This window comes from Nonomuraea sp. NPDC050153 (assembly GCF_044460125.1).
GTDB lineage: Bacteria > Actinomycetota > Actinomycetes > Streptosporangiales > Streptosporangiaceae > Nonomuraea.
In genome coordinates this window covers 215054-238629 of record NZ_JBITJQ010000011.1, presented here as the reverse complement: position 1 = coordinate 238629, position 23576 = coordinate 215054, and the positions used below count along the sequence as shown (strand labels likewise).

The window sequence follows — 23576 nt, the reverse complement described above, 5'->3', positions numbered from 1 at the left end:
ACCCCGATTATCACGGGAACCGCCCGCGGCGGCCAGCCACCCGCGCTACGCGACCATGGACAGAACCTGCTCCAGTTGTGCCGGATCGGCCGCGCCGCCCGCCGAAAGGACGGTGCCGGCGCGGTCGGTCACCACCACGTACGGCGGCCACGGGATGTCGTTGCGCTCGAAGACGTCCGGGTCCACGACCACGGGCAGCCCGGCACCGCCGTACCCGTCCACCGCGCTGACCAGCACGACCTCCAGGCGGTCGGCCGTCGCGACGAACTCCGGCAGCATCGCCCCGCACAGCCCGCACCCCGGCGACACCAACGCGTACATCGTCCGGTCGCCGGTCGGCTCCGGCCTGCCGGTGAGGGCGAAGCGCGTGCCGGGACGCGGTCCGTACGAGGCCCTCTCCACGCGGAGCAGCCGCGCGGGCAGGAAGGCCAGCCCGAGCAGCACCGCCGCCACCGGAAGCTGGACGGGCGCGAACGCGACCGGCCCGGTCACGGCCGCCGTCACCGCGAGGACCAGCAGCAGGCCGGTACGGAGCAGCGTGCCGGCCCCGACGAGGTCACGGCCGCCGAAACACCCGCAGTCCACGGCCATCCGGCGCCGCATCACGGAGGCCATGGCCGCCAGGAACGCGGCGAACAGGACCCCCGCCACCACGCCGCCCCACCGCCGGCCGCCCGGCGCGAGCAGCAGTCCGGCGGCGACCGGCTCGGCCACGAGCAGGCCCACCGCGGCCGGCCAGGCCAGCCTGCCCGGCAGCACCTGGTAGCCGGCCACCGACCGGGCCAGGCCGCGCACGTCCCGCAGCTTGCCCAACGCCGCCACCAGCAGCACCGCGGTCACGGCGAGGTACGCCGACTCGGCGACGATCATGGCACCGTCTGCTGGTAGGCCGAGGCCTGCAGCTCGTACAGGGCGGCGTACAGGCCGTCGCGTTCCATCAGCTCGGCGTGCGTGCCCTGCTCGGCGATCACGCCGCCGTCGAGCACGTAGATGCGGTCGGCGTAGCGGACGCTGGCCAGCCGGTGCGTGATGAGCACGATGGCGCGGCCGTCGGCGTGGCCGCGGATCCGCTCGAACAGGGCGTGCTCGGCACGGGCGTCCAGGGCCGAGGTGGGCTCGTCGAAGATGACCAGCGCGGCGTCGCGGTAGAAGCCGCGGGCCACGGCGATGCGCTGCCACTGGCCGCCCGACAGGTCGTGGCCGCCCCGGAAGCGGCGGTCGAGCAGCGCGTCGTAGCCGTCGGGCAGCCGCGCCACCACCTCGTCGGCGCCGGCCGCGGCGGAGGCGGCGGCCAGCCGGTCCTCCTCCAGGGGGCGCCCCATGACGATGTTCTCGCGGACGGTGAGCGGCCAGCGGGTGTGATCTTGGGCGATCACGGAGATCCGCCGCCGCAACGCGTCACCGTCGAACGCGCCCAGGTCCACGCCGTCCCAGCGGATCGTGCCCTCCTGCGGCCGGTACAGCCCGGCCAGCAGCTTGGCCAGGGTCGTCTTGCCGGAGCCGTTCTCGCCGACCAGGGCGATGACCTCGCCATGGCCGACCGTCACGCCGGCGCCCGACAGTGCGGGCCGGTCGGCGCCGGGGTAGGTGAACGTGACGTTCTCGGCCGTCAGCAGGCGGAACGGCGCCGGCTCGGCGGGGGTCGAGGGCGGCGGGGGGACGCGCTCCCGGGCCAGCTCGCAGAAGGCCAGGTAGTCACCGAAGTAGAGGCCGGCCTCGTAGAGCCGGTTCATGGTCTGGATCAGGGCGGTGAGCGACACCTGCCCGGTCCTGATCGCCAGCACGGCCGCGCCGGCCACTGACAGCGGGATGAGGCCGACGGCCAGCAGCACGCCGAGCACCACGTACACCCCGGCCGTGGCCACGCCGGTCAGCAGGTCGCCGCCCGCCTTGGTCGCGGCCCGCCGTCGTGCCACGTCGAGCTGGACGTCCTGCTCCAGGTCGGCCACCTTGGCGTACTGGCCGAGCAGGAAGTCCCGGAGCGTGAACGCCCGCACCTCGGCGGCGGGCTGCCGCTCGGCCATCAGGTCCGACAGCATGAACTTGCGCCGCCGCGCGGTGGACAGCCGGTAGAACGCCTGGTAGCCCAGCCGCGCCATGCGCACTGCCGCCCATCCCGCGGGCACGGCGGCGACCAGCAGCAGCGGCATGAGGATCGGGTGCAGCAGGCCGAGCGCCACGGCCGAGGCCAGCACGCCCACCGCGCCGGTGACCACGGCGATCGTCGTCTCCACCACGGTGGCGGTGTCGGGCACGCCGCTGTCGCGGGCCCGCCGCATCGCGTTGTGGAAGTCGTGGTCGTCGAACGCCGCCAGCTCCACCCGGGTGGTCAGCTCGAACAGCCGGGTCTCGGCCAGCCGTTCGACCAGCGGTTTGAGCCGGGCCTGCGCCCATCCGGCGCCGGCCAGCAGCGCTCCGCGCGACCCGGTGGCGGCGGCCACGAGCAGCAGCGAGGGCAGCGCGGCCCATACCCGATCGAGCGTGGGACCGACGGCCAGCAGCGAGGCCAGCACGTCGGAGGTGGCCACCAGGCCGAAGACGGTGAACACGCCGGCCACGAGGTTGCCCGCCAGGGCCACGGCCGTGTCGCGAGGACTGGCCCGCCACGCCATCCGCAGGGCGGCGGCCACCAGGGACGGCAGCCGGCGCGCGATCGTGCCGAGAGTGGCGGTCAGCAGGTGCTCGTCGTGGCTCTCCCAGTACTGGGCCGCGAGCCCCGACCGGTCGTCGGGGACGGGCGTCGCGCGGCGGCGTCGCCACAGCCTCACGCTAGGGCGCCGTTGTCAGGCCGGCATGCCGGAGATCCCCCCATCACGCACGCCAATCTAGAAGATCGAACTCTCGCTGTAAAGGCGCATGTAAACACATTTTTGGCCGTTACGGCTACCTCTGGACAGGCTTCCGGATATGTGCACATAATGCGTCCGTTTGCTCGCGACACGGGAACTTCTAGCCGGTTCCCGTTCACGGGCAGGGCACGGGAAAGGCGCCTACCGGCGTCACCCCGAGGCCCGGACCCCTACGTCGGCCGCCCATAGGCGGCCAAGGAAGGAGCCCTTATGTCGGTCCTCGCCCTGGAGCCCCGCGACGCCGGAGTCCTGGAGTACGAAGACCTCGTCGTCGACTTCGAAGGCGAGCTGAACAAGCTGCTCCACGGCCCCCAGGCCTGCGTCAACACCTGCAAGCGTACGGTCTGCAGCAGCTTCCCGTGCTGCCCGTCCATTGTGTGAAGCACCTGATCCCACGCGGTGAAGCGTGGTGACGAGAAGTGCTGGGGAAAGGCCGTCGGCGACGCTCTGATGGCCTTTTTCTCATATCAGGCCGATGCGCTGCGTTATCGAGGGATGACCGTGGACAGTAATGTGCTCGACCGCCTTACCCAATTTGCAGATTCGAATGGTAGGGAAATATACGAGGACGACACGTGGATCAGCGTTCACGACCCTCGCCACGACATTCCATTGCAGGGCTGGAAAATCCACATTTCCGCACGTCCCGGCACCCTCGCCGACACCCTTGAGCGCACGTTGCCGATCCTGGCGGGCACCGGCTGCGCCTTCAAGGTCGCCCGCTCCGCCCACCGGCTCATGGAGCTCAACTCCGGCGACGTCGACCCGGGAGCCGTGGGCAAGGCCATGACGGTCTACCCCGAGCAGGGCGCCGTGGTCGAGCTCGGCCACGCCCTCGCCGACGCCCTGTCCGGGCTGTCGGCCCCGCGCGTCGTCAGCGATCGGCGGGTCCGTCCCGACGCTCCGGTGTACTACAGGTACGCCCCGTTCGCCCCGCAGTACCGCGTGGATGAGAACGGCGACTTCGAGCTGATCGTGATCGGGCCGGACGGCGAGCAACTGCCCGGCGCGGCCGGCCCCGAGTTCACCTGCCCGCCCTGGGCCACCGACCCGTTCCGTCCCACGGAGCCTGCCGCGGCCGGACCGTCGGACGCGCGGCAGTCCGATGGACGACCGTCACTGGGAACCCAGCCGCCAGTGCAGACGACCGGGCAGACGACCGGCCAGGCCGCCGACGGCGCCGGCCGGCTCATCGGCGGCCGCTACCGCGTGACCTCCGGCGTGGTGCGTGGCCCGCGTGGCAACGTCTACCGCGCCACCGACGCCGCCGGGCGGCGGGTGGTGGTCAAGGAGGCCCGCGCCTACGTCGGGGAGAACGTCGAGGGCTGGGACCTGCGGATGTACCTCCGCAACGAACTGCGCGTCCTGCAGGCGCTCAAGGGCGTGGCGGGCGTGCCGGAGCCGATCGACCACTTCCGGCACGGCGAGGACGAGTTCCTCGTCATGACCGACGCGGGCAGCCGCGACCTCAACCGCTTCGTCGCGGAGAACGGCCTGTTCACCACGGAGCCCGCCGTCGGCGAGCGCGATCTCGGCGCGCTCGCCGTCCGGCTGCTGGAGGTGATCGACGCGGTGCACGCGCACGGCGTCGTGATCCGCGACCTGTCGCCCAAGAACGTCGTGCTCGGCGAGGACGGCCGCTGCACCCTCATCGACTTCGGCAACAGCAGGTTCGACGGGCTGCAGCTGCCCGGCTGGAGCCGCGGCTACAGCGTCCCCGACCAGCACACCGACCGCGACTCCGCGCCCGCCGACGACTACTTCTCGCTGGGCGCCACCCTGTTCTTCGCGGCGACCGGGATGAACCCGATCATGATCGGCCCGGACCCGGTCCGCAACGTCGAGCGCACGCTCATGTGCCTGGCGGGGATGTTCCCGGATGTCACGACGGGCGTCCTCGGCCTGCTGCCCGGCCTGCTGAGCCTCGACCCCGCCGACCGCACCGCCGCCGCCGCCGAACTCAGACCCACCCGCGAACCGGACCCCGCCGACCACGCCGCCACCGCCGCCACCGCCGCCGACCTCCCACCGGCGAGACGGTGGCGGCTGCCCTCCCCGCCGAGGCTCACCGGGGAGCTGCTGTCCAAGGCGCTCGACCACACCGTCCGCGAGTGCGCGGCCTTCGCCGAGCAGCTGATGGCCGCGCCCGAGGACGCCCGCCGGGAGAGCCCGCCGGTGACCAACGTCTACGGCGGCAGCGCCGGAGTCGGCATGGAGCTGCTGCACCACCCGGAGAGCAGGGCCGTGGCCGCCGACCTGGCCCGGTGGACGGCCCGCGTGATGCCGCCCGCCAAGCTCCCGCCCTCGCTGTACTTCGGCCGCACCGGCACCGCGCTGTTCCTGACCGCGGCCCGCCTGAGCGCCGCGCCGGAACTGGCGGCGCCCGCCCCCGTCGCCGTCGACGGCCCGCAGCGCGCCGACCAGGCACACGGCGTGGCGGGCATCGGCTCGGGCCACCTGGCCCTGGCCGCCCTCGACCCCGGCGATGCCCGGCATCTGCGGATCGCCGCCGAGTGCGCCCGGCTGCTGATCGCCGATGAGGTCACGCGCTCGGAGGACGCCGTGGCGCCCGCCCAGCCCGGCTCCGGCGTGTCCGTCGACACGGCGTACGCCCACGGCGACGCGGGCTGCGCGGACTTCCTGCTCTCCTATCACGAGGCCACCGGCGACCGGGCGGCGGGCGAGGCGGCCCGGGAGCGGCTGGCCGCGCTGGCCGTCCAGGTCGAGGCGCTGATCGGCGAGCTGCACGGCCCGGATGCCCGGGCCATGGGGGCCTCCTGGTGCCAGGGCATGTCGGGCATCGCCGGCACGCTGGCCCGCGCGGCCCGCGCGCACGGCGAGGACCGCTACCTGGAGCTGGCCGAGCGGGGCGCGCGGGCGTGCCTGGTCGTCGTCCCGCAGGCCTGGGTGGTCTCCCAGTGCTGCGGCCTGGCGGGCATCGGCGAGGCGCTGATCGACCTGGCGATGGTCACGGGCGATGACGGCTACTGGCGCCACGCCGAGGACATCGCCGAGCGGATGCTGGTACGGGCCGGCGGCGAGCCGGCGCAGCCGGTCTTCCCCGGCAACGACCTGGACAAGGCGGCCTACACCTGGAGCACCGGCACCGCCGGCGTCCTGTCGTTCCTGCGCCGCCTCGACCGCCGCACGGGCGCCCGGCTGTGGACGGCCGACTGGCGACTGCCCGAATCGGACCGCTCGGCGCACGGCGGTGTGGCGTCCGTGGGTGAGGCGATCAGCCCAGCGACGCCTGGTCCGAGGTGAAGGCGCGCAGCGCGACGGCGAGGCGGGCTCGGGGGACGCCGAGGTCGGTCCGGGCCGGCGCCTGGTGCGGCGGGTCGCCCCAGCGCTGGACCACGTGCGCGGCCACGCGGCGGATCTGACGCTCCTGGTCCCATCGGCCGCGGTCCAGCATCAGGTAGGAAAGGGAGGTGGCGAGACCGATGGTGAGGTCGTCGTCGCCGGTCTCGGCCGCCTGCCGGACCACTGCCACCAGATTGGGCGCCTCGGCGTCGGCCCATTCCCGGGCGGCCTGGGGGCCGGCCAGAGGCGAGCCGGCGTGGACAGGCGCCGTAGGACCGATGGCGGCGCGCCATTCGGCGTGCGGGTTGAGCAGCCGGACGGCCCGGCGGGCGGTGGCCAGAAAGTAGTGCAGGACTCGCCGCACGGCCTGCGGGGCCTCGAAGCCGTGGGTCGCCGCGCGTTCGCGGGCGAACAGACGTGCCAGGTGGTGCATCCGGTACCTGCCGGGCTCATGGGTCTGGAGGAGCCGGAGGTCGGCGAGGAGTTCGAGCAGCTGCCAGGCGCGTTCGGCGGGCAGCTCGGCCAGGGCGGCGACGGTGTCGGTGCCGAGGTCGGCGCCGTCGACCAGGCCGAGCAGGTCGAACACCCGCGTGGCCGCCGCACCGTGGGGTTCGGCCCGCAGTTGCTGGTAGCTGGTGCTGAACGTGGCCCGGATGGCACGGTCGCCGGCGCGCAGCTCGTTCATGCGCCGGTGCTGGGCGCCCAGCCGGTCGGCCAGGACCGAGATCGGCCAGGCCGGGCGTGAGACGAGCCTGGTGGCGGCGATGTGCACGGCGAGCGGCAGCCCGCCGCAGTGCTGCACCACCTGGGCGGCGGCCCGCGGCTCCGCGGCCAGGCGCCCCGCGCCGACCAGCCGCCCGAGCAGCTCGTACGACTCCTCAGGGGAGAAGACGTCCAGCTGGACGTGCTCGGCGCCGTCAAGGTCGGCGAGCAGCCGCCTGCTGGTGAGCAGCACGCGGCAACCGGCGCCACCGGGCAGCAGATCGCGCACCTGGGCGACGTCGCGCACGTTGTCCAGCAGGAAGAGCATGCGCCGGCCGGCGGTCAGGGAGCGCAGCAACCGGGCGGCCTCCCCCGGTTCCGCGGGCACGGCGGCCGGTGCGACGCCGAGGGAGCGGAGCAGCCGCCGGAGAGCCTCCGCCGGCTCCAGCGGAGGCAGGTCGGCGGCGGAACCGTTGAGGTCCAGGTACAGTTGCCCGTCGGGAAAGGCGTCCGCGAGCCGGTGGGCGACGTGCAGGGCCAGCGCCGACTTGCCGATGCCGCCCGGCCCTGAGACGGCGGCGACCGTCGTGTGCCCGCCGCGGAGCGAGTCGAGCAGCGCCCGCGCCTGGGGGTGCCGCCCGGTGAAGGTCGCCACCTTCGCCGGCAGCTCCGCCGGTACGGGCACATGAGCGACGGCCATCCGCTGCTGATCCCCGGCCAGACGGGGCACGTCCTGGCGCAACACCTGCGCGTGTGCCTGCCGGATCCCCTCCCCGGGCTCCAGCCCGAGCTCGTCGCGCAGCATCACCCGCAGCGCCTCGTACGCCTCCAGGGCCTCGGCCTGGCGACCGGCCTGGTAGAGCGCGATCATGAGCTGACCGGTGAGCCGCTCACTGACCGGGGAGGCCGCGACCGCCGCCTTGAGACGGCTGATGATCGCCGGCCCCTCCCCCTCCCTCAGGGCGAGCTCGAACCATCGTTCTTGCGCGTGCCGGTGTTCCTCCTCCAGCTCGGCGATCTCGTCACGATGAAGGGCGTCCGACGCGACATTCGCCAGCACAGGCCCCCGCCACAGCGCCAGCGCCTGGGAGAGCAGGCTCTTCTCGGCAACGCTGTCGCTCCGCCCCCGGGCGGCCAGATCGCGAAAGTTGATCAGGTCCAACGAATCCTGGTCGGCGCGGACGAGGTAACCACCGCCGCTGCTCTCGATCGGGCTCGTCCCGTCCAGGCCCGTGGAGAGGGTACGCCGGAGCCTGGTCAGATGGGTGTGCAACGCCCCGCGAGGATCATCCGGGGTGTCGTCCCCCCACATCCGCTCGATCAGGCCGTCGACGCCCACGGGCTGATTCGGATACAGCAGCAGGGTCGCCAGCGCGATCCGCTGCATTCCGGAAGGCAACCGGATCGCCGCCCCGTCATCCTTCACCACCTCCAACGGCCCCAGAACCCGGAACCGAATGACCCCGACCGACCGCGCTGGAAGCATCAGCTTCCTTACCCCCTGCCCCGTTGGACTGGTGTGGATGGTAGCCCTGTTCAATCCATGCCAGTCAAGACTGTGTCAGTTAAACTCAACAGCTGCGCCACTGTCAACGGTGGTGAAGATCGCCGTGGTTACGTCCACAGCAGTCAAGCGAGTAGGTGGACTATGGAGAGCTCCAGCCCGGAAGAGCCCGAATCGCAACGGAACCTGGCTGAGAAGCTGGAATACCTGTTCCGCACGGTCCGGGAGCCCGGCCGCCGGGAATACAGCAACGAGGAGGTCGCCGCGGCCATCGCGCGGGACCAAGACGTGAGCATCTCCGCCTCCTACATCTGGTACCTGCGCACCGGCCAGCGGGACAACCCGACCCTCAAGCACCTCACCGCGCTGGCCACCTTCTTCGGAGTGCCCTGCGCCTACTTCTTCGACGAGCGGATCCGTGACGAGGTGGAGGGCGAGCTCGCTCTGGTCGTCGCGCTGAGGGACGCCGGTGTCCGGGATGTCGCGTTGCGCGCGTCCGGACTGTCGGTGGAGAGCCTGGACACGATCACCGAGGTGATCAAGCGCGTACGGACGCTGGAAGGGCTTCCCCCGCGCGACGAGCCGTGACCCGGCGATAGGCACGGGCTGTCAGGACAAGCCTGCGGATCTCCTCCGCCATGCCGAGATCAGGCAGCACCGGCGGCTGCTGCCCGGTCACGTGGCCGCGTTTCCGCGCTTCCAGCGCCGCGGCGAGTGCGGCGGCCTCGGCCGCGGCATCCAGCCGCGGCCCGGTCAGCCCCGCCGCCCTGGCTCGTTCCCGCGCCGCTCGCGCGACCTCGGTGTTCCAGTAGGCCCGCAGCGCCAGCCGTCCGTCGAGGATCTCGATGACGCACCGGTAAAGGCGCAGATCGACGGGGGCACGGCGAGTGGCCGGCGACATCAGCACGATGTCCGGCATGACCTCGTACAACGCCTTCCAGAGCGGAAGAAGCGCGCGATAGGTCCGATAGCGGCTCCACCACCGCAGCGCGGCGCCGATCCGCGGGCCCCAGCCGTACGCGGTGAGCCCGGCGACGAACAGGGTCAGCACCAGGCCGGCGAGAGTGGTGGAAACCGGACCCTCCGTCCAGGGCGGCCGGCTCCCGAAGCGCGTCATGAGCGCGTAGGCGGCTTTGTGCGCCGCGAACGCGAAACCCGCCGAACTCGACCCGGCCCACAACCACAGGCCGGCCCGGAGGTACCCCGCCGTGGCGCGGCGGGTGAACCGGAGCGAAAGCCGGAAGATATCCGCCATCACCACGGCGACGAAGCCCAGGAAGGTCAGCAGGTATTCGGTGACGAACGGCCACGTGGCGTACGCGGCGACGAAATCCTCCGCGGCATCACCCGGCGAAGCCGCCACGAACAGGACGATCATCGCGATCAGGAAGACGACCATCACCGCCGCGCGCACCCGGACGTTGGCCGCCGTCCGGCCGGGCGGCGAGGCCAGCTGGACGACGAGCAACTGCGTCGAGAAGACGGCCAGCACGACCAGGCCGTGCTGGACCAGCCGGACCAGGCTCGGGGAGTCGGCGAACCAGGGGATGCGCTGATACAGCGGCGGCAGCCCGACCGTCAACGCCGAGGCGAAGAACAGCAGCGCCGAGCAGAGCGCGAGGCGCCCGAGGTCGTTCGGCCTGCGCCGGAGGTCCAGGAGCTTGTAGCCGACGCCGATCCACGCCAACGCGATCACGGCGAGGTGAAAGGCCCTAAGCATGGCCGTCACCCCCGAGCACGGCCTTCAGTTTCGCCAGCACTCCGGAAGGATCGTCGATGATGTCCGGGCCCCGCACGGGAACGACCTGGAAATCGGCCCGCAGCAGAACGAGCGTGGCGAACAGCTCGGCCTCCTGCTCGTCCACGCCGTCGTACTTGCCCCGGCACAGCAGGCGGCGCACGACCTTCGGATCCAGGTTCGGCGCCAGCAGGCGCGCGGTGAGGTCGTCCAGGTCCGCGACGCCCGAATGGCCGAACACCAGATGGCCGATCTCGTGCAGGATGATGTGCTCGCGATGCACCGAACCGGCGGATTCCTCGTAGAAGATGTAGTCGGCGGTCTTCGCCGACACCCACAGGCCGGACGGATTCGACGGCCGCGAGGACAGCGGGAGAAGGCGGATCGGCCGGTCGCGCTCCCTGGCCAGGTCCTCGCACAGTGCGGCGACGTTCAACGGCGACGAGATCCGCAGTCGCCGGATCTCCTGCTCACAACGGTCTCGCACGCGGGCCAGATCCATGGTCTCCCTCTTGACCGGTTCAACCGCACGACGCCATCCGGACTTGTCCAAGATTCTCCGCCGAACAGCACGCGGGTGCGCACCGGCACGGCAGCCTCCGACGCGGGCCTCCGGCTGCGGGCAGCGTGCGCGCTTGGCCGAACCAGCATGGTCTGGCCCCCAGCCGGAAGATCCGGTTCTCGGGGATGGTCGGCTGCTGACGCCGCGTGCGAGCCCGCCACGGTGGTCACTCAGGCCGACAGGGCCGTCACATGGGCTGCCCCAGCGTGGCTCGCACGCCGGGCAGGACCGCCGCGCGGAACGCGTCGTCCAGCTCGGCGGGCGACGCGGTCGTCTCGCCGTCCACCCAGGCCCGCATCAGCCCCATGAACGCGCCCACCACGCACACCACCAGCAGGTCCAGCGAGGCCGACGCCGGCGCGCCCGCGGCCACGAGCTCGTTCCTGACGACGGCCGAGAGCAGTTGCTCGCCGCGGGCGTACACCTGACCGCCGCCGCGCCGCCCCAGCAGCGCCCGCACGAGCCGTCGCTGCTCCCGCACGTGCTCGAACATCGGCAGGCTGAACGCGAAAAGCCCACCTGACACGGCAGCCGGTGCGAGATGGAGGAACGCGAGCTCGTCGAGGTTGCTGAACAGCACGTCCTGCTTGTCCGTGAAATGGGAGTAGAACGTGGACCGGCCCACGTCCGCGCGGTCGATGATGTCGGTGACGGTCACCGCGTCATACCCCTTCTCCAGGATCAGCGCCACGAGCGCCTCCTGGACGATCCGCCGGGTGCGCCGCACACGCTTGTCTCCGGACATTTCCTCACCCTCTGTTCAGTACCGCACAGCACAGCCGATCTGCTCGTTGCTCCTCCACAATTATGAACGCATTATTCGTAACTGAACACTCTGTTCAGTATCGGAGGGCCACACCATGAGCCTGGGAAAGCTCCTGCACACCCACGAAGAGCGCGCCGACCACGGCGGCACCATCGACCGCCCGCGCGCGTACGACGTCTTCTCCTCGATCGGATTCCTGGGCGGCCGCCGCGCCGCCTTCACCCGCGTGGCGACGGCGGCCGGACCACGAGCCGGAGACGAGGTGCTGGACGTCGGCTGCGGCACCGGCTATCTCAGCCGGATCCTCGCCCCGGTCGTCACGCCCGGCGGCCACGTCACCGGCGTGGACCTCTCCGCCGCGATGATCGACCACGCCGCCCGGCGCGCTCCGGGCAACTGCACCTATGTGCGGGGCGAGGGGCAGGATCTGCCGTTCCCCGACGGCTCGTTCGACCTGGTGGTCTCCAGTCTCGCGGTCCACCACATCCCCGCCGATGCGCGGCCGGAGGCGCTGCGTCAGATGTTCCGCGTGCTGCGGCCCGGCGGCCGCCTGCTCATCGCCGAGTTCCGCCCGCCGGCCAACCGGGTGGCCAGACACCTCATAGGCGCCCTCAGCGGCCCCGCCATGCGGCACGACCCCCGCGACCTGCTCGGCACCCTGATCCCCGACGCCGGTTTCCAGGTGGAGTCCGAGGGCGACCTGCCGTACCTGCTCTACTTCGTCCGCGCCACGCGGCCGTAGAACCCGGCGGGATGCCCGTCGCCTGCCTCGGCCCGCACGCGTGCCGTCGGGCAGGGGCGCTTCGCGCGGAAGGGGAGGATCAACCGTCCCCGGCGGGCCGTGAGTCCCACGCGGCCAGCACCCGCTGCTCCTTCTCGCCGGCGAGACCGAGTGGCGGGACGCCAGGCGCGGTCCGCACCGCACCGCCTGACCGCAACCACTCCCAGGTGTCCCGGACGGATTCGCCGAACGGGCGGGTACGCAGTCCCGCCGCTGCCGCCGAAGCGCCGGACACGGCCCAGAAACCGGCGGCGTCCGGCACGTCCGGGATCCACAGCGGAAGCTCCGCCCATGGTTGTACTCCTTGGGAGAGCAGGAAGCCCTCGTCCATCCACACGGGAGTGGCGTCCGAGCCCGTCGCCCGCACGCAGCCGTCGACCAGCCGGCCCATCGTGGTGTTCGGCCCGTCCGGGACGACGTTGTGGATGCCGCCCGCCTGCGCCTCGACCCGGTCCAGCACGAATGCCGAGAGGTCACGCACGTCGATCAACTGCAGGCCGCGGTCAGGGTCGCCGGGCGCGATCACCCGGCCGCCCTCCGCGATCCTGGTCAGCCACCACGGCAACTGGCCCAGGTTGTCGTACGGCCCCACGATCGACCCGGCGCGCGCGACCAGGCAGGCGCCAAGCCCGTAGGTCTGCTCGACCGCCAGTTCGCAGCCGCGTTTGTGAACGCGCAAGTTCTCCAGGTCAGCCGGGTCTCCGTCCTGGTCAGCCGCACCGGGCCAGGTCGCGGCCGACTCGTCCGTCGATGCGGCGTTCCAGGTCCGGTAGACGGCCGTGGTCGAGACGAACGCGTAGAAGGGGGCCGACCCGGCCGTCGCCCGCGCGGTGCGCAGGACGTGGGCCGGCACCAGGCCGCCCGGGTCGATGACCGCGTCGAAACCACGGCCGGCGAGCGGCCGGACACCCTCGTCCGTGGACCGGTCGCCGCGAAGCGCCTCGACGCCGTCGACGTCCTTGCCGGTCAGCCCGCGATTGAAAGTGGTGACCTCGTGTCCCCTGCCGAGGGCGTCGCCCACGATGGTACGGCCGACGAACGATGTTCCGCCGATGACCAACAGCCTCATGTTCCCACCCACTTGATCGTCGTTGACAACAGATGTTGTCGCCCGCATCATGGTGAGGTCGTAAACAAGTGTTGTCAAGGGAGTCGCCGTGGAGGGCATGTCCGACGCGCACCGAACCGATGTGACCACCGCCGTCGAGCAGCTGGCATGGACGATGGCGCGGAAGATGCTGCAGCTCGAACCGGACGCCGGGCCTCGCTCGGACCTGCCGGACGCGGACGTGCGGCAGATGTGGCTGGCCGCGCTGACCTCGTTGCTGGCGATCCGGGACAGCGCGGAAGTGCTGGCGGCCTCCGCCGCGCTGTCCGCGGCACAACGCGGCGCCGACTATCCCGCGATCGGTGACGCGGCCGGGATGACCAGGCAAGGCGCCCGGCGCAAGTGGCCGGGTCTGGCGGGGCTCAGCGATGAACGGCAGCGCAAGCTCCGCTGGTGGAGCCGCCGCGGGGACCAGTTCATACAGTGTGTCCGTGCCGTGCTGGCGACGTCGGAGGAAGGGCCGCGCCTGGCCGCCCTCCGCGAACGGCTCGACGACATCGAGCAGTCGTCTCCGGCGCAGCGGATCGACGCATTCGACATGGCGCTGGTGGACGCGCATACGGTGGCGGTGGGCGCTCCCGCGCCTGCCGGGCCCACGGCGGAGCGCGCGAGCGGGCTGCTCGCCGCGCTGACCGCCGACGCGTATGCCGCCATGAGCAGCCATTCGTCCCTGGTGGTCCGTGAGGACCTCGTCTGTGGGACGGACGGCTGCCCCTCGGAGCCGATCGTGGAGCTGTGGCGCCCCGACTTCGGTGACCGGCCCGTGCCTGCCTGCCGCGAGCACGCCGTCGAGGCCCTCAGGCAGCCGGCCACCAGGATCGTGGCCGCTCACCAGCCGGACGTCGCGCTCTCGGTGTTCGCCGAAGCGCACCCCGCACACTAGGAGGCGGCCGGTCGGCTTCCCTCCGACCGCCGCCCCGAACACGCCGGAAAGGACCCGCAGGCCGATGTAACCCCAGGCCAACGGCGCCGGATGCGAAACCCGGGTTTCCACGCGTCCACCGCCCGTCACGTTTCGACCCCTGCCCGGCACCCGTTCTACGACCTCGGGTACCGGTACGCAGGGCTCTCGTCGATCGGTGGGGCGGGTGCGCCGGCTCGATCGAGCTCAGCCGGTCCGACCTCCGCGCGGTCACCGCCTACGCGCTGGCGTGCGCCCGGCCCGCATCGGATCGGCCGCTCATGCCGCACGAGCGTCCGAGCTCACCGCCGGAGACGATCCCACCGTCGGAGCCGACCGCATCGCGCAGTCGCGGATAACGTCGTGATGGAGGTCCTGAGGCGTTACCCGGCCGCGCCGCCTGGCGGTGGGCGCGTCGGTGAGCTGATCCGCCAGTTGGGCGCGTCGCCCGGGGCCGGCTGACTTCGAACCCTCGCACCACCACACGGACACGGGGCCGGTTGCCGTGGTCCCGGACGTCTCCGCTTGAGCACGCGCGGCAGGCGGGCCGGCCTCCTGGCGGAAATCCAGACGACACCTCATGATCGGCGACAGTAGAGTGCTTGCTGTGCGGGACGAGGTCTACGAATACAACCAGGAACGCTGGGAAGCCCTCGTGGCGGCGGACGCCCTGTTCACCCGTCCCATGCTCGACCTGGACGCGGAGAAGGCCCGCGCTTACCTGGGTCTGGAGAGGCTGGGCATCGCCGGCGACCTGGCGGGCCGGAAAGTGCTCTGCCTGGCGGGAGGAGGAGGCCAGCAGTCTGCGGCCTTCGCCCTGCTCGGAGCGGACGTGACGGTTCTCGACATCTCGTCCGGGCAGTTGGAGCGCGACCGTTTGGCCGCCGAGCACTACGGCGTCGACGTGCGCACGGTCCAAGGAGACATGCGGGACTTGTCGGCCCTGGATGGCGCTTCGTTCGATCTGGTCTGGCATCCGTACTCGCTGACGTTCGTCCCGGATTCCCGGGTCGTCTTCCGCGAGGTCGCCAGAGTCGTCGCAAGAGGCGGCCACTATTACGTGATGTGCGCCAACCCGTTCTTCTCCGGGCTTACTCACGACTCGTGGAACGGGGAGGGCTACACGCTCAAGCAGCCGTACACGGACGAGGCCGCGACCTCCTATCCCGACCAGGACTGGGTTTACGACGGGAAGCCGGCCGGCGGCCACATCTGCGAACCCAGGGAGTACAGGCAGACGCTGGGCCGAATTGTCAACAGCCTCATTCAGGTGGGCTTCGTACTGACCTACATTTCCGAAGTCCGCAACGGCCACCCCGATGCGGAACCGGGAAGCTGGGTGCACTTCACTTCGGTAGCCCCGCCGTGGCTGGAATTCGTCTGGCAGTTCCACCCCGGCATCCTCGAAAGATGAGGGTGACTTCCTGCGCTACCGCCACGGCGCCGACAAGCGGGAGCCGGAGCGCTTCGCCGCGATTGCGTCATCCAACTGCAGGCGGCCGCGTAGCTCGGGCTCGGCTCGGGCTCGGGCAAGGCGTGCTGGATGGTCGGCGAGTACGGGTGGATGGGGGCGGCTCAGCTCATGCCGACGGTCTGCCGCTCGGGCTCGACGACGGCGACGATGCGGTCCTGGTCTCGGGAGCAGGGCCGGCCGAGGTACTTCGTGGAGATCTGGTCGATGAGCTCCCAGGCCGGGTCGCCTTCGAGGCATTCGATGACCCGGCCGCGGCCTTGGCGGGGCTGGGCGCCTACTTCGCGACGGTGTCGATGGCTTCATGATCCCGGGTTTGACCGTCCAGAACCTCCGTCTGACGAGCTCAAGCTGTGGCCGGCGATGCGGGAGGCCGGCCTTTGTCGCATGTTTCGGCCGCTGTCGGCGGGAACGGGGTTTGAGAGGCCCGCCGGCGCCGGCTACGACTGGGGGAGACTGTCATGGGCACGCAGCAAGACGTGATCGCGGTCCTGGTCACCGACCATCGTGCGGTCGAGCAGATGTTCGCCGAACTCGACGGCATGAGGGGCGAGATCGGCGAGGAGGCCAAGATCCTGGTCGAACAGGTGGTCATCGAGCTCACACGGCATTCGATCGCCGAGGAGGCGCACCTGTATCCGGCCGTGCGCGAGCACGTTCAGGGCGGCGACAAGCTGGCCGACCAGGAGATCGCCGAGCACTCGGACGCCGAGCGGACCATGAAACGGCTTGAGGGCCTGGAGCCCGGTGACGCCGGCTTCTGGCCTGCCGTAGACCTGCTGATGAGCCAGATCCGTGCCCACGTCCGAGAAGAGGAGAACGATCTGTTCCCGCGGCTGCGCGAGGCCTGCCCGCCCGAGGAACTGAGGGAGCTGGGGGCCAAGGTGGAGCGGGCCCAGAAGATCGCTCCCACCCGGCCCCGCCCGGCCGCGCCCGGCGCCTCACCGGCCGGCAAGCTGACGGCGCTGGGGGCAGGGCTGGTGGACCGGATCCGCGATGCGCTGACCGGCCGCGGGCGCTCTTGACCGGCGGACGATCTCCGGCCCGGCGCGAAGTCCGCCGCGCGACCGATGGCCGGCCTGCCGTCCCCCACGCGGGCACGGCTCCGGCGGGCGGGCCTCCTCAGCAGCAGGTCGACGCCCGGGGCTGCCCGGCTCCGCTCTCGACCGGGGCCGGTTCCTAGGCCGCCTGCTCGGCCGTGGTGCAGCAGGCCGACCCGGTCTGCCTGGTCAGGGTGTCGGCGTCGGCCTTGACCACGTACACCTCCCACGGCTCGGCGCCCGGGCCGGTGACCCAGACCTTGTCCTGCAGGGCGTAGCAGCAGGAGGTGTCGTTCTCCTCGAACGTGGCCAGCCCGGCGTCCTTGAGCCGCCGGGCGGCGGCGTTGACCTGGGCGGTGTCCTCGACCTCGACGCCGAGGTGGTCCATGCGGGTCGCCTCGTCCGCCTCCCCTTCGATGAGCACCAGCTTGAGCGGGGGCTCGGCGATGGCGAAGTTGGCATAGCCGGGGCGGCGCTTGGCCGGTTCGACGCCGAACAGCTTGGAGTAGAAGGTGATCGAGCTCTCCAGGTCGGCGACGCGAAGGGCGAGCTGAACGCGTGACATGCCGGTCTCCCATCTCACTGTTTCGACGAATGTCTAATCAGCTCGAGTTTGCGCCTCTGCTTAGAAATCTGTCAAATTAGAGGTATGTCGAAGCAGGAGTTGCCGCTGCTCACCTCCGAGTGCTGCACGCCACTGGTCGCCGAGCCGGTCGCGGAGGACGAGGCGGCCGAGCTGGCGCGGGTGTTCAAGGCTCTGGGCGACCCGATCCGGGTGCGGCTGCTGTCGCTGATCGGCGCGCACGAGGGCGGCCGCGTCACCGGCACGGGGGTGTGCGTGTGCGAGCTGACCGGCGCGTTCGCGGTGACCGCGCCGACGATCTCCCACCATCTCAAGGTGCTGCGCGAGGCCGGCCTGATCGACAGCGAACGGCGCGGCACCTGGGTCTACTACTGGATCATCCCGGCCACGCTCAAGCGCCTGACCGGCGTGCTCGCCCTGCCCGAGACGCTCACCGCGGACGCCCGGTGAACCTGGCCCGCCGGGGGCTGGCCGAGTTCGCCGGCACCGCGGCGCTGGTCGCCGTGGTGGTCGGCTCGGGCATCATGGCGACCGGCCTGTCGCGCGACGTCGGCGTGCAACTCCTGGCCAACAGCCTGGCCACCGCCGCCGGCCTGGCCGGGCTCATCGTGGTGATCTTCGCCTTGACCCGGCAGGGCCGCGCCGCGCTGGCGCCGGTCGGGGTCGGGGGCTACATCGGCGCCGCCTACTGGTTCACCTCTTCGACGTCCTTCGCCAACCCCGCCGTCACGGCCGGCCGGGCCGTCACCGACACCTTCGCGGGGATCGCGCCCGCTTCGATGCCCGGTTTCATCGCCGCCCAACTGGTCGGGGCCGCGCTCGGCGCCCTGCTGCTGGCCGCCCTCTATCCGAACGCCAGGGCTCCCGTCCCTGGCCCCGTACGCCAGGCGGCCGTCACCGACCTGCCTCGCTAGGGAAACGTCGTTCGGGTGCGGGTGCGCGACGCCGGCCGCTCCGAGGTGGCCGCGACCTTCCTCGCCCACCTGGCCCGCACGGTCACGGCGGCGTCCGGAGCGAGGTCCCCGGGTAAGGCTGCTCGACGGTGACCCGAGTGCCGTCCGGCCCGCGCGCCCGGTCGATCGCGCCGGCGTGAGCCGGTGGCCTTGGTCCACCCGAACGGCCCGGGAACCGTTCCCCCTCGCTCCGGAGCGGCGGAGCATGGGGAGGACGGCGCCTTGGCCGGGATCTCAAGCACCAGCCGGCCTGTGGTCCGCGGAAAGGCTCAGTCCACCAGGCCGGCGCGGTAGGCGACGATGGCCACCTGCACTCGGTTGGTGACGGCGAGCTTGTCGAACAGGTGGGAGATATGGCTTTTGACCGTTGCCTCGCTCATGTGCAGGCCGGCCGCGATCTCGGTGTTGGAGCGGCCGAGCCCCACCTCGGTGAGCACTTCACGCTCGCGGCCGGTGAGGGTCTCCAGCCGGGCGAGCGCGTCACGGCGGCGCCGGATGGGCGCGTCGGTGGTGACCCGGTGGATCAGCCGCCGCGTCACCTGCGGGGACAGCATCGAGTCACCGCCGTGCGCGATGCGGACGGCACGGATCAGGTCGTGCGGCGAGGTGTCCTTGAGCAGGAATCCGCAGGCCCCGGCCTCCAGCGCGGTGAAGACGTGCTCGTCGCTGTCGAACGTGGTGAGGATCACGACCGCGGGCGCACGGACGAGCCGGCGGATGGCCTCGGTGGCGGCCAGGCCGTCGGTCCGCGGCATCCTGATGTCCATGAGGATGACGTCCGGCCCCAGGCGGTGAACGGCGTCGACCGCCTCGTCCCCGTCCGCGGCCTCCCCCACGACCTCCACGTCGGGTGCGGATTCGAGGATGAACCGCAGCCCGGCGCGGATCAGCGACTCGTCATCCACCAGCAGTGTCCTGATCATGTGTGTCCCTCGCGGACGCGTCCCACGGCAACCGGCCCTCCAGACGCCAGCCTCCCGCATCGTCGGGCGCGCTGCGAACCGATCCGCCGATCAGCCGGAAACGTTCCGCCAGGCCCACGAGACCGGCCCGGGCGCCGGGAGGGCGCGCGGCGGGGCGGAGTGATCGCTCGTTGGTGACCGTGATCGTGACGCCGTCCTCCGGGCTCCCGGTCACCGAGACGGTGACGGGTGCTCCGGCGGCGTGCCTGTGCGCGTTGGTCAGCCCTTCCTGCACGAGCCGATAGGCGGCCCGGGCCGTGGCCACCGGCAACGGGTCGAGGTCGCCGCGCAGCGTGACGGTGTTGCCGGCCGACGCCCAGGACTCCACCAACCGCCGCAGGTCGGGAAAGCCGTCGTCGTGTCCGGCCCGCAACACGCCCACGATCTTCCGCAGCTCTTCGAGGGCCTCCTGCGCGGTGCCCCGGATCAGCGCCGCCTCCCGCTCGATCCGGGCCGGTTCCGCGCCGGGGTTGACCTCCAGGCCGCCGGCGTGCAGCGAGATGAGGGTGACCTTGTGCGCGAGCACGTCGTGCATCTCCCGGGCGATCCGGCCGCGTTCGGCGGCCTTGGCCTGTTCGTCGCGCAGGTGCTGTTCGGCCTCGGCGCGCTCCGCGCGTTCCCGCAGTGATCTGGTGAGCTCGCGGCGGGTGGCGACGTACCCGCCCGTCACCAGCACGGCGGCGGTGGCGACCGTCGCGGGGACCAGCGCGTCCGTGCCGAACCTGCCGCTGTCGACCCACTGCTGCGCCAGGAATCCCGTCACGCCGATCGCCGCCAGCGCCGCGAACCGCGAGCCCGGCCGCGCTCCCGCGCCGGAGAACAGGCCGATCAGCAGCGGCCCGGGGTTGCCCGACAGCGCGTACGCGCCCGCCCCGATGGCGGCGACCGCGGTCGGCCACCGATCGCGGAACCACACGGCACCCGTGGCGACCAGCCCGGCCGCCGCGATGACCACGCGGGGCAGCGGCGCCCACGGCGTCTTGACCGCCAGGACGGTCAGGAACAGGCAGACCGTCACGGAGGCCGCGCTGATCGCGTGCGGGCCCGGGGTGAGGACCCGCCGCAACGCCTTCCGGTACGTCACCATCGGCCCAGCGTAGGCCAGGGCGGCGGCGCGTCACCTCCTACGAGCGTCGGTGCCGGCCGTCCGAAAATCTCCGACTTTAGTGTGATGCGGCGATGGCCGTGATGGCGATGTGGCCGCGCCCTCGCAGGCGCGAACGTTGATGACCCCGACAACGTCAGGAGTCACGCCATGCGGCCAGTCCCCCTTCCACGCCTGCTGCTCATCGCCGCGCTGTCGCTCGCGGCCCTCTGCTTCCCCACCACGGCGGCGGCCTCGGCGCGCGTTCCGGACACCCGCGAGCTGACGGACTTCTTCGACACCGCGATGGCGAGAGGACTGGAGGCCAACCACGTGCCGGGCGCGGTGGTTTCGGTGGTGGGCGCCGGTAAGACCCTCTTCAGCAAGGGGTACGGCCTGGCCGACCGCGAGAACGGGACGCCGTTCGACCCCGGCGCCTCGTTGGTGCGGATCGCCTCGATCACCAAGCTGTTCACCTGGACCGCGGTGATGCAGCAGGTGCAGCAGGGCCGGCTGGACCTGGACGCGGACGTGAACCGCTACCTCACCACGTTCCGCATCCCCGCGACGTACCCCCGGCCGATCACGCTGGCGCACCTGATGAGCCACACCGCCGGGTTCGAGGACCGGACCATCGGCACAGGCGCGCGCAGCAAGGCCGACGTGCTGCCGCTGGGCACGTATCTCGCCGAGAACGTGCCGGCGCGGGTGCGCCCGCCCGGAGAGGTGTCGGCCTATTCGAACTACGGCGCGGCGCTGGCCGGCTACATCGTGTCGCAGGTGAGCGGACAGCCCTACGACCAGTACGTGAAGGACCGCGTCCTGGACCCGCTCGGCATGCGGCACAGCACGGCCTCCGAGCCGGTCCCCACTCCCCTGGCCGCCGGCCAGGCACGCAGCTATGACTACGAGGAGGGGACGTACCAGCGCAAGCCCTTCGTCTTCGACAACCTGCCGCCCGACGGATCGATCAGCGCCACCGCGAACGACATGGCCCGCTTCATGATCGCCCATCTGCGGAACGGGCAGATCCTCGACGAGCCCACCGCCCGTCTCATGCACCAGCGCTCCTTCGCCGCCGACCCCCGCATCGACGGGTACGCCCACGGATTCAAGGAGCAGACCGTCAACGGGCATCGCGTGATCATGCACGACGGCAGCTGGGAAGGCTTCCAGAGCGTGCTGCTGCTGGTGCCCGACGCCGATATCGGCCTGTTCGTCTCCACCAACAGCATCGGCGGCATCGATGCCGTCACCGAGCTCCTGCCCGCCTTCTTCGACCGTTTCCTTCCCGGCGAGCGCGCCGCGCCCTCCGCCCCTCCCGCCAAGGCGGCCACGCCCGTGGCGGGCTTCTACAAGCCGGCCCGCACCGTCGAGTCGACCATCGAGAAGGTGCTCACCCTCACCAACTCCTTCCGGCTGCGGGTCGAGGGCGGCGGGAGACTCGCCTTCAAGGGCATGACCTGGAGCCCGCTGGCCCCGGGGCTCTATCAGCAGGACGGCGGCTCCCAGCGACTGGCGTTCGTCACGAGCGGCGCCGGCGTCACGTACGCGGCCACCGACGGGCCCGCCTACGAACTCATCCCCTGGTGGGACACCCCTCCGGCCAACGTCATCGTCGTCCTGGCGTTCGCCGTCACCGCTCTGACGGCCGTGCTCGGCCTGCCGCCGGCCGCCGCGGTCCGGCGGCTGCGCGAACGTCCCTCCAGAACGCCGCGCGCCTGGCGCGCCGGCCGCCTCCTCGCCGGCCTGGCCGGCGCCGTCGGGCTGGTGTTCATCGTCCTGTTCGCGCTGACCCTGACCGGCGACACGAGCATCCTGTACGGCGTGCCGACGTCCCTCCGGCTTCTGCTGCTCCTTCCCCCGCTGTTCCTCATCCTCACCATCGCCGCGATCACCACCACCGTGATCGGCTGGAGACACCGGCACGTCGGCGTCCTGGCCCGCGGTCACCAGGTGGCCCTGCTGGCCGGAATGCTGGCCCTGATCTGGTTCTGCCTGCACTGGAACCTGCTCGGCTGGCAGTTCGGCTGATGCCGGGCGGGCGACCCGACGTCACTCCATTGACACGTCTCCGTGAGGAGATCCACGATCCGATCGAATCGATTCGCTCAGCACGTCGGCCGACCTTCCGCCAGACCAGCCTTCATATGCACCGCGCGTTCGCCGCCCGGCTCCTGGCCGTGCTGCTCTCACCTACGCGGGCAACAGTCCCCGGGACCACCAGCTCATCGCCCGCCACAGCGGCAAGTGCGTCGACGTCAGCACCATCTCGACCGCACCCAGGGCCCCTGTCCACCAGTGGACCTGCAACCCGGCGGGCCAGGCCGGTCCGCCCAACCAGACCTGGCGGCTCCGGGGCCGGTGACTCCCGGGGTTACGTCTCGCTTCGCCTCTCGTGAGCGGCGGCCAGCAGCTCGGCCCCGTTTACGTCGCCGATCACGATCGCGCGCTCCATGTGCACCGCGCGCCGCACGGCCGGCGCGCCGCGCTCGAACTCGGTGGCCCGCCCCACCATCACGGGCAGCCCCGCTCCCGCGCCGGCTCGGCGACCGCCGCCGGCAACCGGCTCTTGCCGATCCCCGGGTCCCCGGTCATCAGCATTGCCCACGAAGATCGCCGGTCTCACCCCATCTCCATCCCGCTCAGCGGCCCCGTCAAGGATTACGTGATCTCCCCGAAGATTCCGCCAAGCAGGGGGCGCCGAGGACGCGGAGGGTAGCCACGGCAGAACGGATGGTGAACTGCCCGTGAATCTTCTTGATCATGCACAGGGCCCTTCTGCGGCTTCTGCTTGGATCATTCCTGGCCGTAAATGACCGGAAATGGCGTTAACAAGTAGGAGAGATGCGCATGGCAGCCCCGGATCAGCCCGATTTCCTCGACCAGTTCGCCGCCCTGCGAGAGACGGCGGTAGCGGCGAACGGCCTGGTCGAGGTGGAGGTCGACGGTACGAGCGACCTGGTCGGACTGGAGATCGATCCGAGGGCGATGCGCCTTTCCTCGCGCGAGCTGGGGGCCGCGATCAGGGACGCGTTCGGGCGGGCGCGCGAGGCCGCGCAGGAGCGGGCCACGCAGGCCGTCCCCGAGGCACTGCGCCAGGAGACCCCCGAGCTGACCGCCCTGCTCCAGGACGTCAAGTCCGACGCCCACGCCCGGATGGACGAGATCCTCGTCGTCGCGAACGAGCTGACCGCGCGGCTCGATCGGCTGATGCAGCCCAGGTCGTGAACGTCAGGCCCACCGAAGCAGACGATGTGAAAGTTCGA

23 protein-coding genes are annotated in these 23576 nt (G+C 71.5%); 12 read left to right on the top strand and 11 right to left on the bottom strand.

Features of this window, described 5'->3' with window-relative positions:
* Positions 1-45 precede the first annotated feature (45 nt).
* Positions 46-870: a MauE/DoxX family redox-associated membrane protein gene (locus tag ACIBQ1_RS27420; protein WP_397281868.1), complete on the bottom strand. Its 825-nt coding sequence runs from the start codon at positions 868-870 to the stop codon at positions 46-48.
* Complete coding sequence (locus ACIBQ1_RS27415; RefSeq protein ID WP_397281866.1) at positions 867-2768, bottom strand: ABC transporter ATP-binding protein; 1902 nt, start codon at positions 2766-2768, stop codon at positions 867-869. The genes ACIBQ1_RS27420 and ACIBQ1_RS27415 overlap by 4 nt, the downstream gene beginning before the upstream one ends.
* A 291-nt stretch (positions 2769-3059) precedes the next feature.
* Between ACIBQ1_RS27415 and ACIBQ1_RS27410 the strand changes: the two genes are divergently transcribed.
* Positions 3060-3230, top strand: coding sequence for an SflA family class IV lanthipeptide (locus tag ACIBQ1_RS27410; protein WP_355375798.1), 171 nt, complete (start codon positions 3060-3062; stop codon positions 3228-3230).
* A gap of 69 nt (positions 3231-3299) precedes the next feature.
* Complete coding sequence (lanL, locus tag ACIBQ1_RS27405) at positions 3300-6113, top strand: class IV lanthionine synthetase LanL (RefSeq protein ID WP_397281865.1); 2814 nt, start codon at positions 3300-3302, stop codon at positions 6111-6113.
* Here the strand turns inward: lanL and ACIBQ1_RS27400 are convergent.
* Positions 6085-8280 carry a BTAD domain-containing putative transcriptional regulator gene (locus ACIBQ1_RS27400; RefSeq protein ID WP_397281863.1) on the bottom strand — a complete coding sequence of 732 codons (2196 nt, stop codon included), beginning with the start codon at positions 8278-8280 and terminating at the stop codon, positions 6085-6087. The two genes, lanL and ACIBQ1_RS27400, sit on opposite strands and share 29 nt — an antisense overlap.
* Positions 8281-8502: 222 nt before the next feature.
* Here ACIBQ1_RS27400 and ACIBQ1_RS27395 point away from each other — a divergent pair, with 222 nt between their 5' ends.
* Positions 8503-8946, top strand: coding sequence for an XRE family transcriptional regulator (locus ACIBQ1_RS27395; RefSeq protein WP_397281861.1), 444 nt, complete (start codon positions 8503-8505; stop codon positions 8944-8946).
* Here the strand turns inward: ACIBQ1_RS27395 and ACIBQ1_RS27390 are convergent.
* The 3 genes from ACIBQ1_RS27390 to ACIBQ1_RS27380 all read right to left on the bottom strand — a co-directional run bounded on the left by ACIBQ1_RS27390 (position 8897) and on the right by ACIBQ1_RS27380 (position 11403).
* On the bottom strand, positions 8897-10078 hold the full coding sequence (locus ACIBQ1_RS27390; RefSeq protein ID WP_397281859.1) for an MAB_1171c family putative transporter: 1182 nt from the start codon (positions 10076-10078) through the stop codon (positions 8897-8899). The two genes, ACIBQ1_RS27395 and ACIBQ1_RS27390, sit on opposite strands and share 50 nt — an antisense overlap.
* Positions 10071-10598, bottom strand: a complete 528-nt coding sequence (locus ACIBQ1_RS27385; RefSeq protein WP_397281858.1) for a hypothetical protein — start codon at positions 10596-10598, stop codon at positions 10071-10073. The genes ACIBQ1_RS27390 and ACIBQ1_RS27385 overlap by 8 nt, the downstream gene beginning before the upstream one ends.
* Before the next feature lie 247 nt (positions 10599-10845).
* Positions 10846-11403, bottom strand: coding sequence for a TetR/AcrR family transcriptional regulator (locus ACIBQ1_RS27380; protein ID WP_397281857.1), 558 nt, complete (start codon positions 11401-11403; stop codon positions 10846-10848).
* A gap of 115 nt (positions 11404-11518) precedes the next feature.
* On the opposite strand from ACIBQ1_RS27380, the gene ACIBQ1_RS27375 reads away from it, so the two are divergent.
* Positions 11519-12166 (top strand): class I SAM-dependent methyltransferase, encoded by a 648-nt coding sequence (locus tag ACIBQ1_RS27375; RefSeq protein WP_397281855.1) that lies wholly within the window; start codon positions 11519-11521, stop codon positions 12164-12166.
* Between the two features lie 79 nt (positions 12167-12245).
* On the opposite strand, the gene ACIBQ1_RS27370 is transcribed toward ACIBQ1_RS27375, so the two are convergent.
* Positions 12246-13274, bottom strand: coding sequence for an NAD-dependent epimerase/dehydratase family protein (locus ACIBQ1_RS27370; RefSeq protein WP_397281854.1), 1029 nt, complete (start codon positions 13272-13274; stop codon positions 12246-12248).
* 88 nt (positions 13275-13362) lie between these two features.
* Here ACIBQ1_RS27370 and ACIBQ1_RS27365 point away from each other — a divergent pair, with 88 nt between their 5' ends.
* From ACIBQ1_RS27365 to ACIBQ1_RS27355, 3 genes are all read left to right on the top strand, one after another.
* Entirely contained in the window at positions 13363-14196 is an 834-nt protein-coding gene (locus ACIBQ1_RS27365; RefSeq protein WP_397281852.1) for a hypothetical protein, read from the top strand.
* A gap of 598 nt (positions 14197-14794) precedes the next feature.
* Positions 14795-15628 carry a class I SAM-dependent methyltransferase gene (locus ACIBQ1_RS27360; protein ID WP_397281850.1) on the top strand — a complete coding sequence of 278 codons (834 nt, stop codon included), beginning with the start codon at positions 14795-14797 and terminating at the stop codon, positions 15626-15628.
* A 518-nt stretch (positions 15629-16146) separates the two neighbouring features.
* Positions 16147-16710 carry a hemerythrin domain-containing protein gene (locus tag ACIBQ1_RS27355; protein WP_397281848.1) on the top strand — a complete coding sequence of 188 codons (564 nt, stop codon included), beginning with the start codon at positions 16147-16149 and terminating at the stop codon, positions 16708-16710.
* Positions 16711-16864: 154 nt separating this feature from the next.
* Here the strand turns inward: ACIBQ1_RS27355 and ACIBQ1_RS27350 are convergent, their stop codons facing one another.
* Positions 16865-17290: an ArsI/CadI family heavy metal resistance metalloenzyme gene (locus tag ACIBQ1_RS27350; RefSeq protein WP_397281846.1), complete on the bottom strand. Its 426-nt coding sequence runs from the start codon at positions 17288-17290 to the stop codon at positions 16865-16867.
* Positions 17291-17374: 84 nt separating this feature from the next.
* On the opposite strand from ACIBQ1_RS27350, the gene ACIBQ1_RS27345 reads away from it, so the two are divergent.
* Both ACIBQ1_RS27345 and ACIBQ1_RS27340 read left to right on the top strand, forming a co-directional pair.
* A complete protein-coding gene (locus tag ACIBQ1_RS27345; RefSeq protein ID WP_397281845.1) occupies positions 17375-17758 on the top strand; it encodes an ArsR/SmtB family transcription factor in 384 nt (127 codons plus the stop codon).
* Positions 17755-18222: a hypothetical protein gene (locus ACIBQ1_RS27340; protein ID WP_397281843.1), complete on the top strand. Its 468-nt coding sequence runs from the start codon at positions 17755-17757 to the stop codon at positions 18220-18222. The genes ACIBQ1_RS27345 and ACIBQ1_RS27340 overlap by 4 nt, the downstream gene beginning before the upstream one ends.
* A gap of 308 nt (positions 18223-18530) precedes the next feature.
* On the opposite strand, the gene ACIBQ1_RS27335 is transcribed toward ACIBQ1_RS27340, so the two are convergent.
* Together ACIBQ1_RS27335 and ACIBQ1_RS27330 are read right to left on the bottom strand one after the other, a co-directional pair.
* A complete protein-coding gene (locus ACIBQ1_RS27335) occupies positions 18531-19184 on the bottom strand; it encodes a response regulator (protein ID WP_397281842.1) in 654 nt (217 codons plus the stop codon).
* Positions 19159-20310 carry a sensor histidine kinase gene (locus ACIBQ1_RS27330; protein WP_397281840.1) on the bottom strand — a complete coding sequence of 384 codons (1152 nt, stop codon included), beginning with the start codon at positions 20308-20310 and terminating at the stop codon, positions 19159-19161. The genes ACIBQ1_RS27335 and ACIBQ1_RS27330 overlap by 26 nt, the downstream gene beginning before the upstream one ends.
* A 168-nt stretch (positions 20311-20478) precedes the next feature.
* On the opposite strand from ACIBQ1_RS27330, the gene ACIBQ1_RS27325 reads away from it, so the two are divergent.
* Positions 20479-22341, top strand: coding sequence for a serine hydrolase domain-containing protein (locus tag ACIBQ1_RS27325; RefSeq protein ID WP_397281838.1), 1863 nt, complete (start codon positions 20479-20481; stop codon positions 22339-22341).
* Positions 22342-22408: 67 nt separating this feature from the next.
* On the top strand, positions 22409-22675 hold the full coding sequence (locus ACIBQ1_RS27320) for an RICIN domain-containing protein (protein ID WP_397282007.1): 267 nt from the start codon (positions 22409-22411) through the stop codon (positions 22673-22675).
* Positions 22676-22684: 9 nt separating this feature from the next.
* On the opposite strand, the gene ACIBQ1_RS27315 is transcribed toward ACIBQ1_RS27320, so the two are convergent.
* Entirely contained in the window at positions 22685-22936 is a 252-nt protein-coding gene (locus tag ACIBQ1_RS27315) for a hypothetical protein (protein WP_397281837.1), read from the bottom strand.
* A 224-nt stretch (positions 22937-23160) separates the two neighbouring features.
* On the opposite strand from ACIBQ1_RS27315, the gene ACIBQ1_RS27310 reads away from it, so the two are divergent.
* On the top strand, positions 23161-23538 hold the full coding sequence (locus ACIBQ1_RS27310; protein WP_397281835.1) for a YbaB/EbfC family nucleoid-associated protein: 378 nt from the start codon (positions 23161-23163) through the stop codon (positions 23536-23538).
* Positions 23539-23576: the final 38 nt, after the last annotated feature.

Bases quoted from the DNA above. Each gene is read 5' to 3' on its own strand.
- ACIBQ1_RS27420 (WP_397281868.1), bottom strand. From the start codon at position 870: ATGATCGTCGCCGAGTCGGCGTACCTCGCCGTGACCGCGGTGCTGCTG.
- ACIBQ1_RS27410 (WP_355375798.1), top strand. From the start codon at position 3,060: ATGTCGGTCCTCGCCCTGGAGCCCCGCGACGCCGGAGTCCTGGAGTAC.
- lanL (WP_397281865.1), top strand. From the start codon at position 3,300: ATGGCCTTTTTCTCATATCAGGCCGATGCGCTGCGTTATCGAGGGATG.
- ACIBQ1_RS27395 (WP_397281861.1), top strand. From the start codon at position 8,503: ATGGAGAGCTCCAGCCCGGAAGAGCCCGAATCGCAACGGAACCTGGCT.
- ACIBQ1_RS27390 (WP_397281859.1), bottom strand. From the start codon at position 10,078: ATGCTTAGGGCCTTTCACCTCGCCGTGATCGCGTTGGCGTGGATCGGC.
- ACIBQ1_RS27385 (WP_397281858.1), bottom strand. From the start codon at position 10,598: ATGGATCTGGCCCGCGTGCGAGACCGTTGTGAGCAGGAGATCCGGCGA.
- ACIBQ1_RS27380 (WP_397281857.1), bottom strand. From the start codon at position 11,403: ATGTCCGGAGACAAGCGTGTGCGGCGCACCCGGCGGATCGTCCAGGAG.
- ACIBQ1_RS27375 (WP_397281855.1), top strand. From the start codon at position 11,519: ATGAGCCTGGGAAAGCTCCTGCACACCCACGAAGAGCGCGCCGACCAC.
- ACIBQ1_RS27370 (WP_397281854.1), bottom strand. From the start codon at position 13,274: ATGAGGCTGTTGGTCATCGGCGGAACATCGTTCGTCGGCCGTACCATC.
- ACIBQ1_RS27360 (WP_397281850.1), top strand. From the start codon at position 14,795: ATGATCGGCGACAGTAGAGTGCTTGCTGTGCGGGACGAGGTCTACGAA.
- ACIBQ1_RS27355 (WP_397281848.1), top strand. From the start codon at position 16,147: ATGGGCACGCAGCAAGACGTGATCGCGGTCCTGGTCACCGACCATCGT.
- ACIBQ1_RS27350 (WP_397281846.1), bottom strand. From the start codon at position 17,290: ATGTCACGCGTTCAGCTCGCCCTTCGCGTCGCCGACCTGGAGAGCTCG.
- ACIBQ1_RS27345 (WP_397281845.1), top strand. From the start codon at position 17,375: ATGTCGAAGCAGGAGTTGCCGCTGCTCACCTCCGAGTGCTGCACGCCA.
- ACIBQ1_RS27335 (WP_397281842.1), bottom strand. From the start codon at position 19,184: ATGATCAGGACACTGCTGGTGGATGACGAGTCGCTGATCCGCGCCGGG.
- ACIBQ1_RS27330 (WP_397281840.1), bottom strand. From the start codon at position 20,310: ATGGTGACGTACCGGAAGGCGTTGCGGCGGGTCCTCACCCCGGGCCCG.
- ACIBQ1_RS27325 (WP_397281838.1), top strand. From the start codon at position 20,479: ATGCGGCCAGTCCCCCTTCCACGCCTGCTGCTCATCGCCGCGCTGTCG.
- ACIBQ1_RS27310 (WP_397281835.1), top strand. From the start codon at position 23,161: ATGGCAGCCCCGGATCAGCCCGATTTCCTCGACCAGTTCGCCGCCCTG.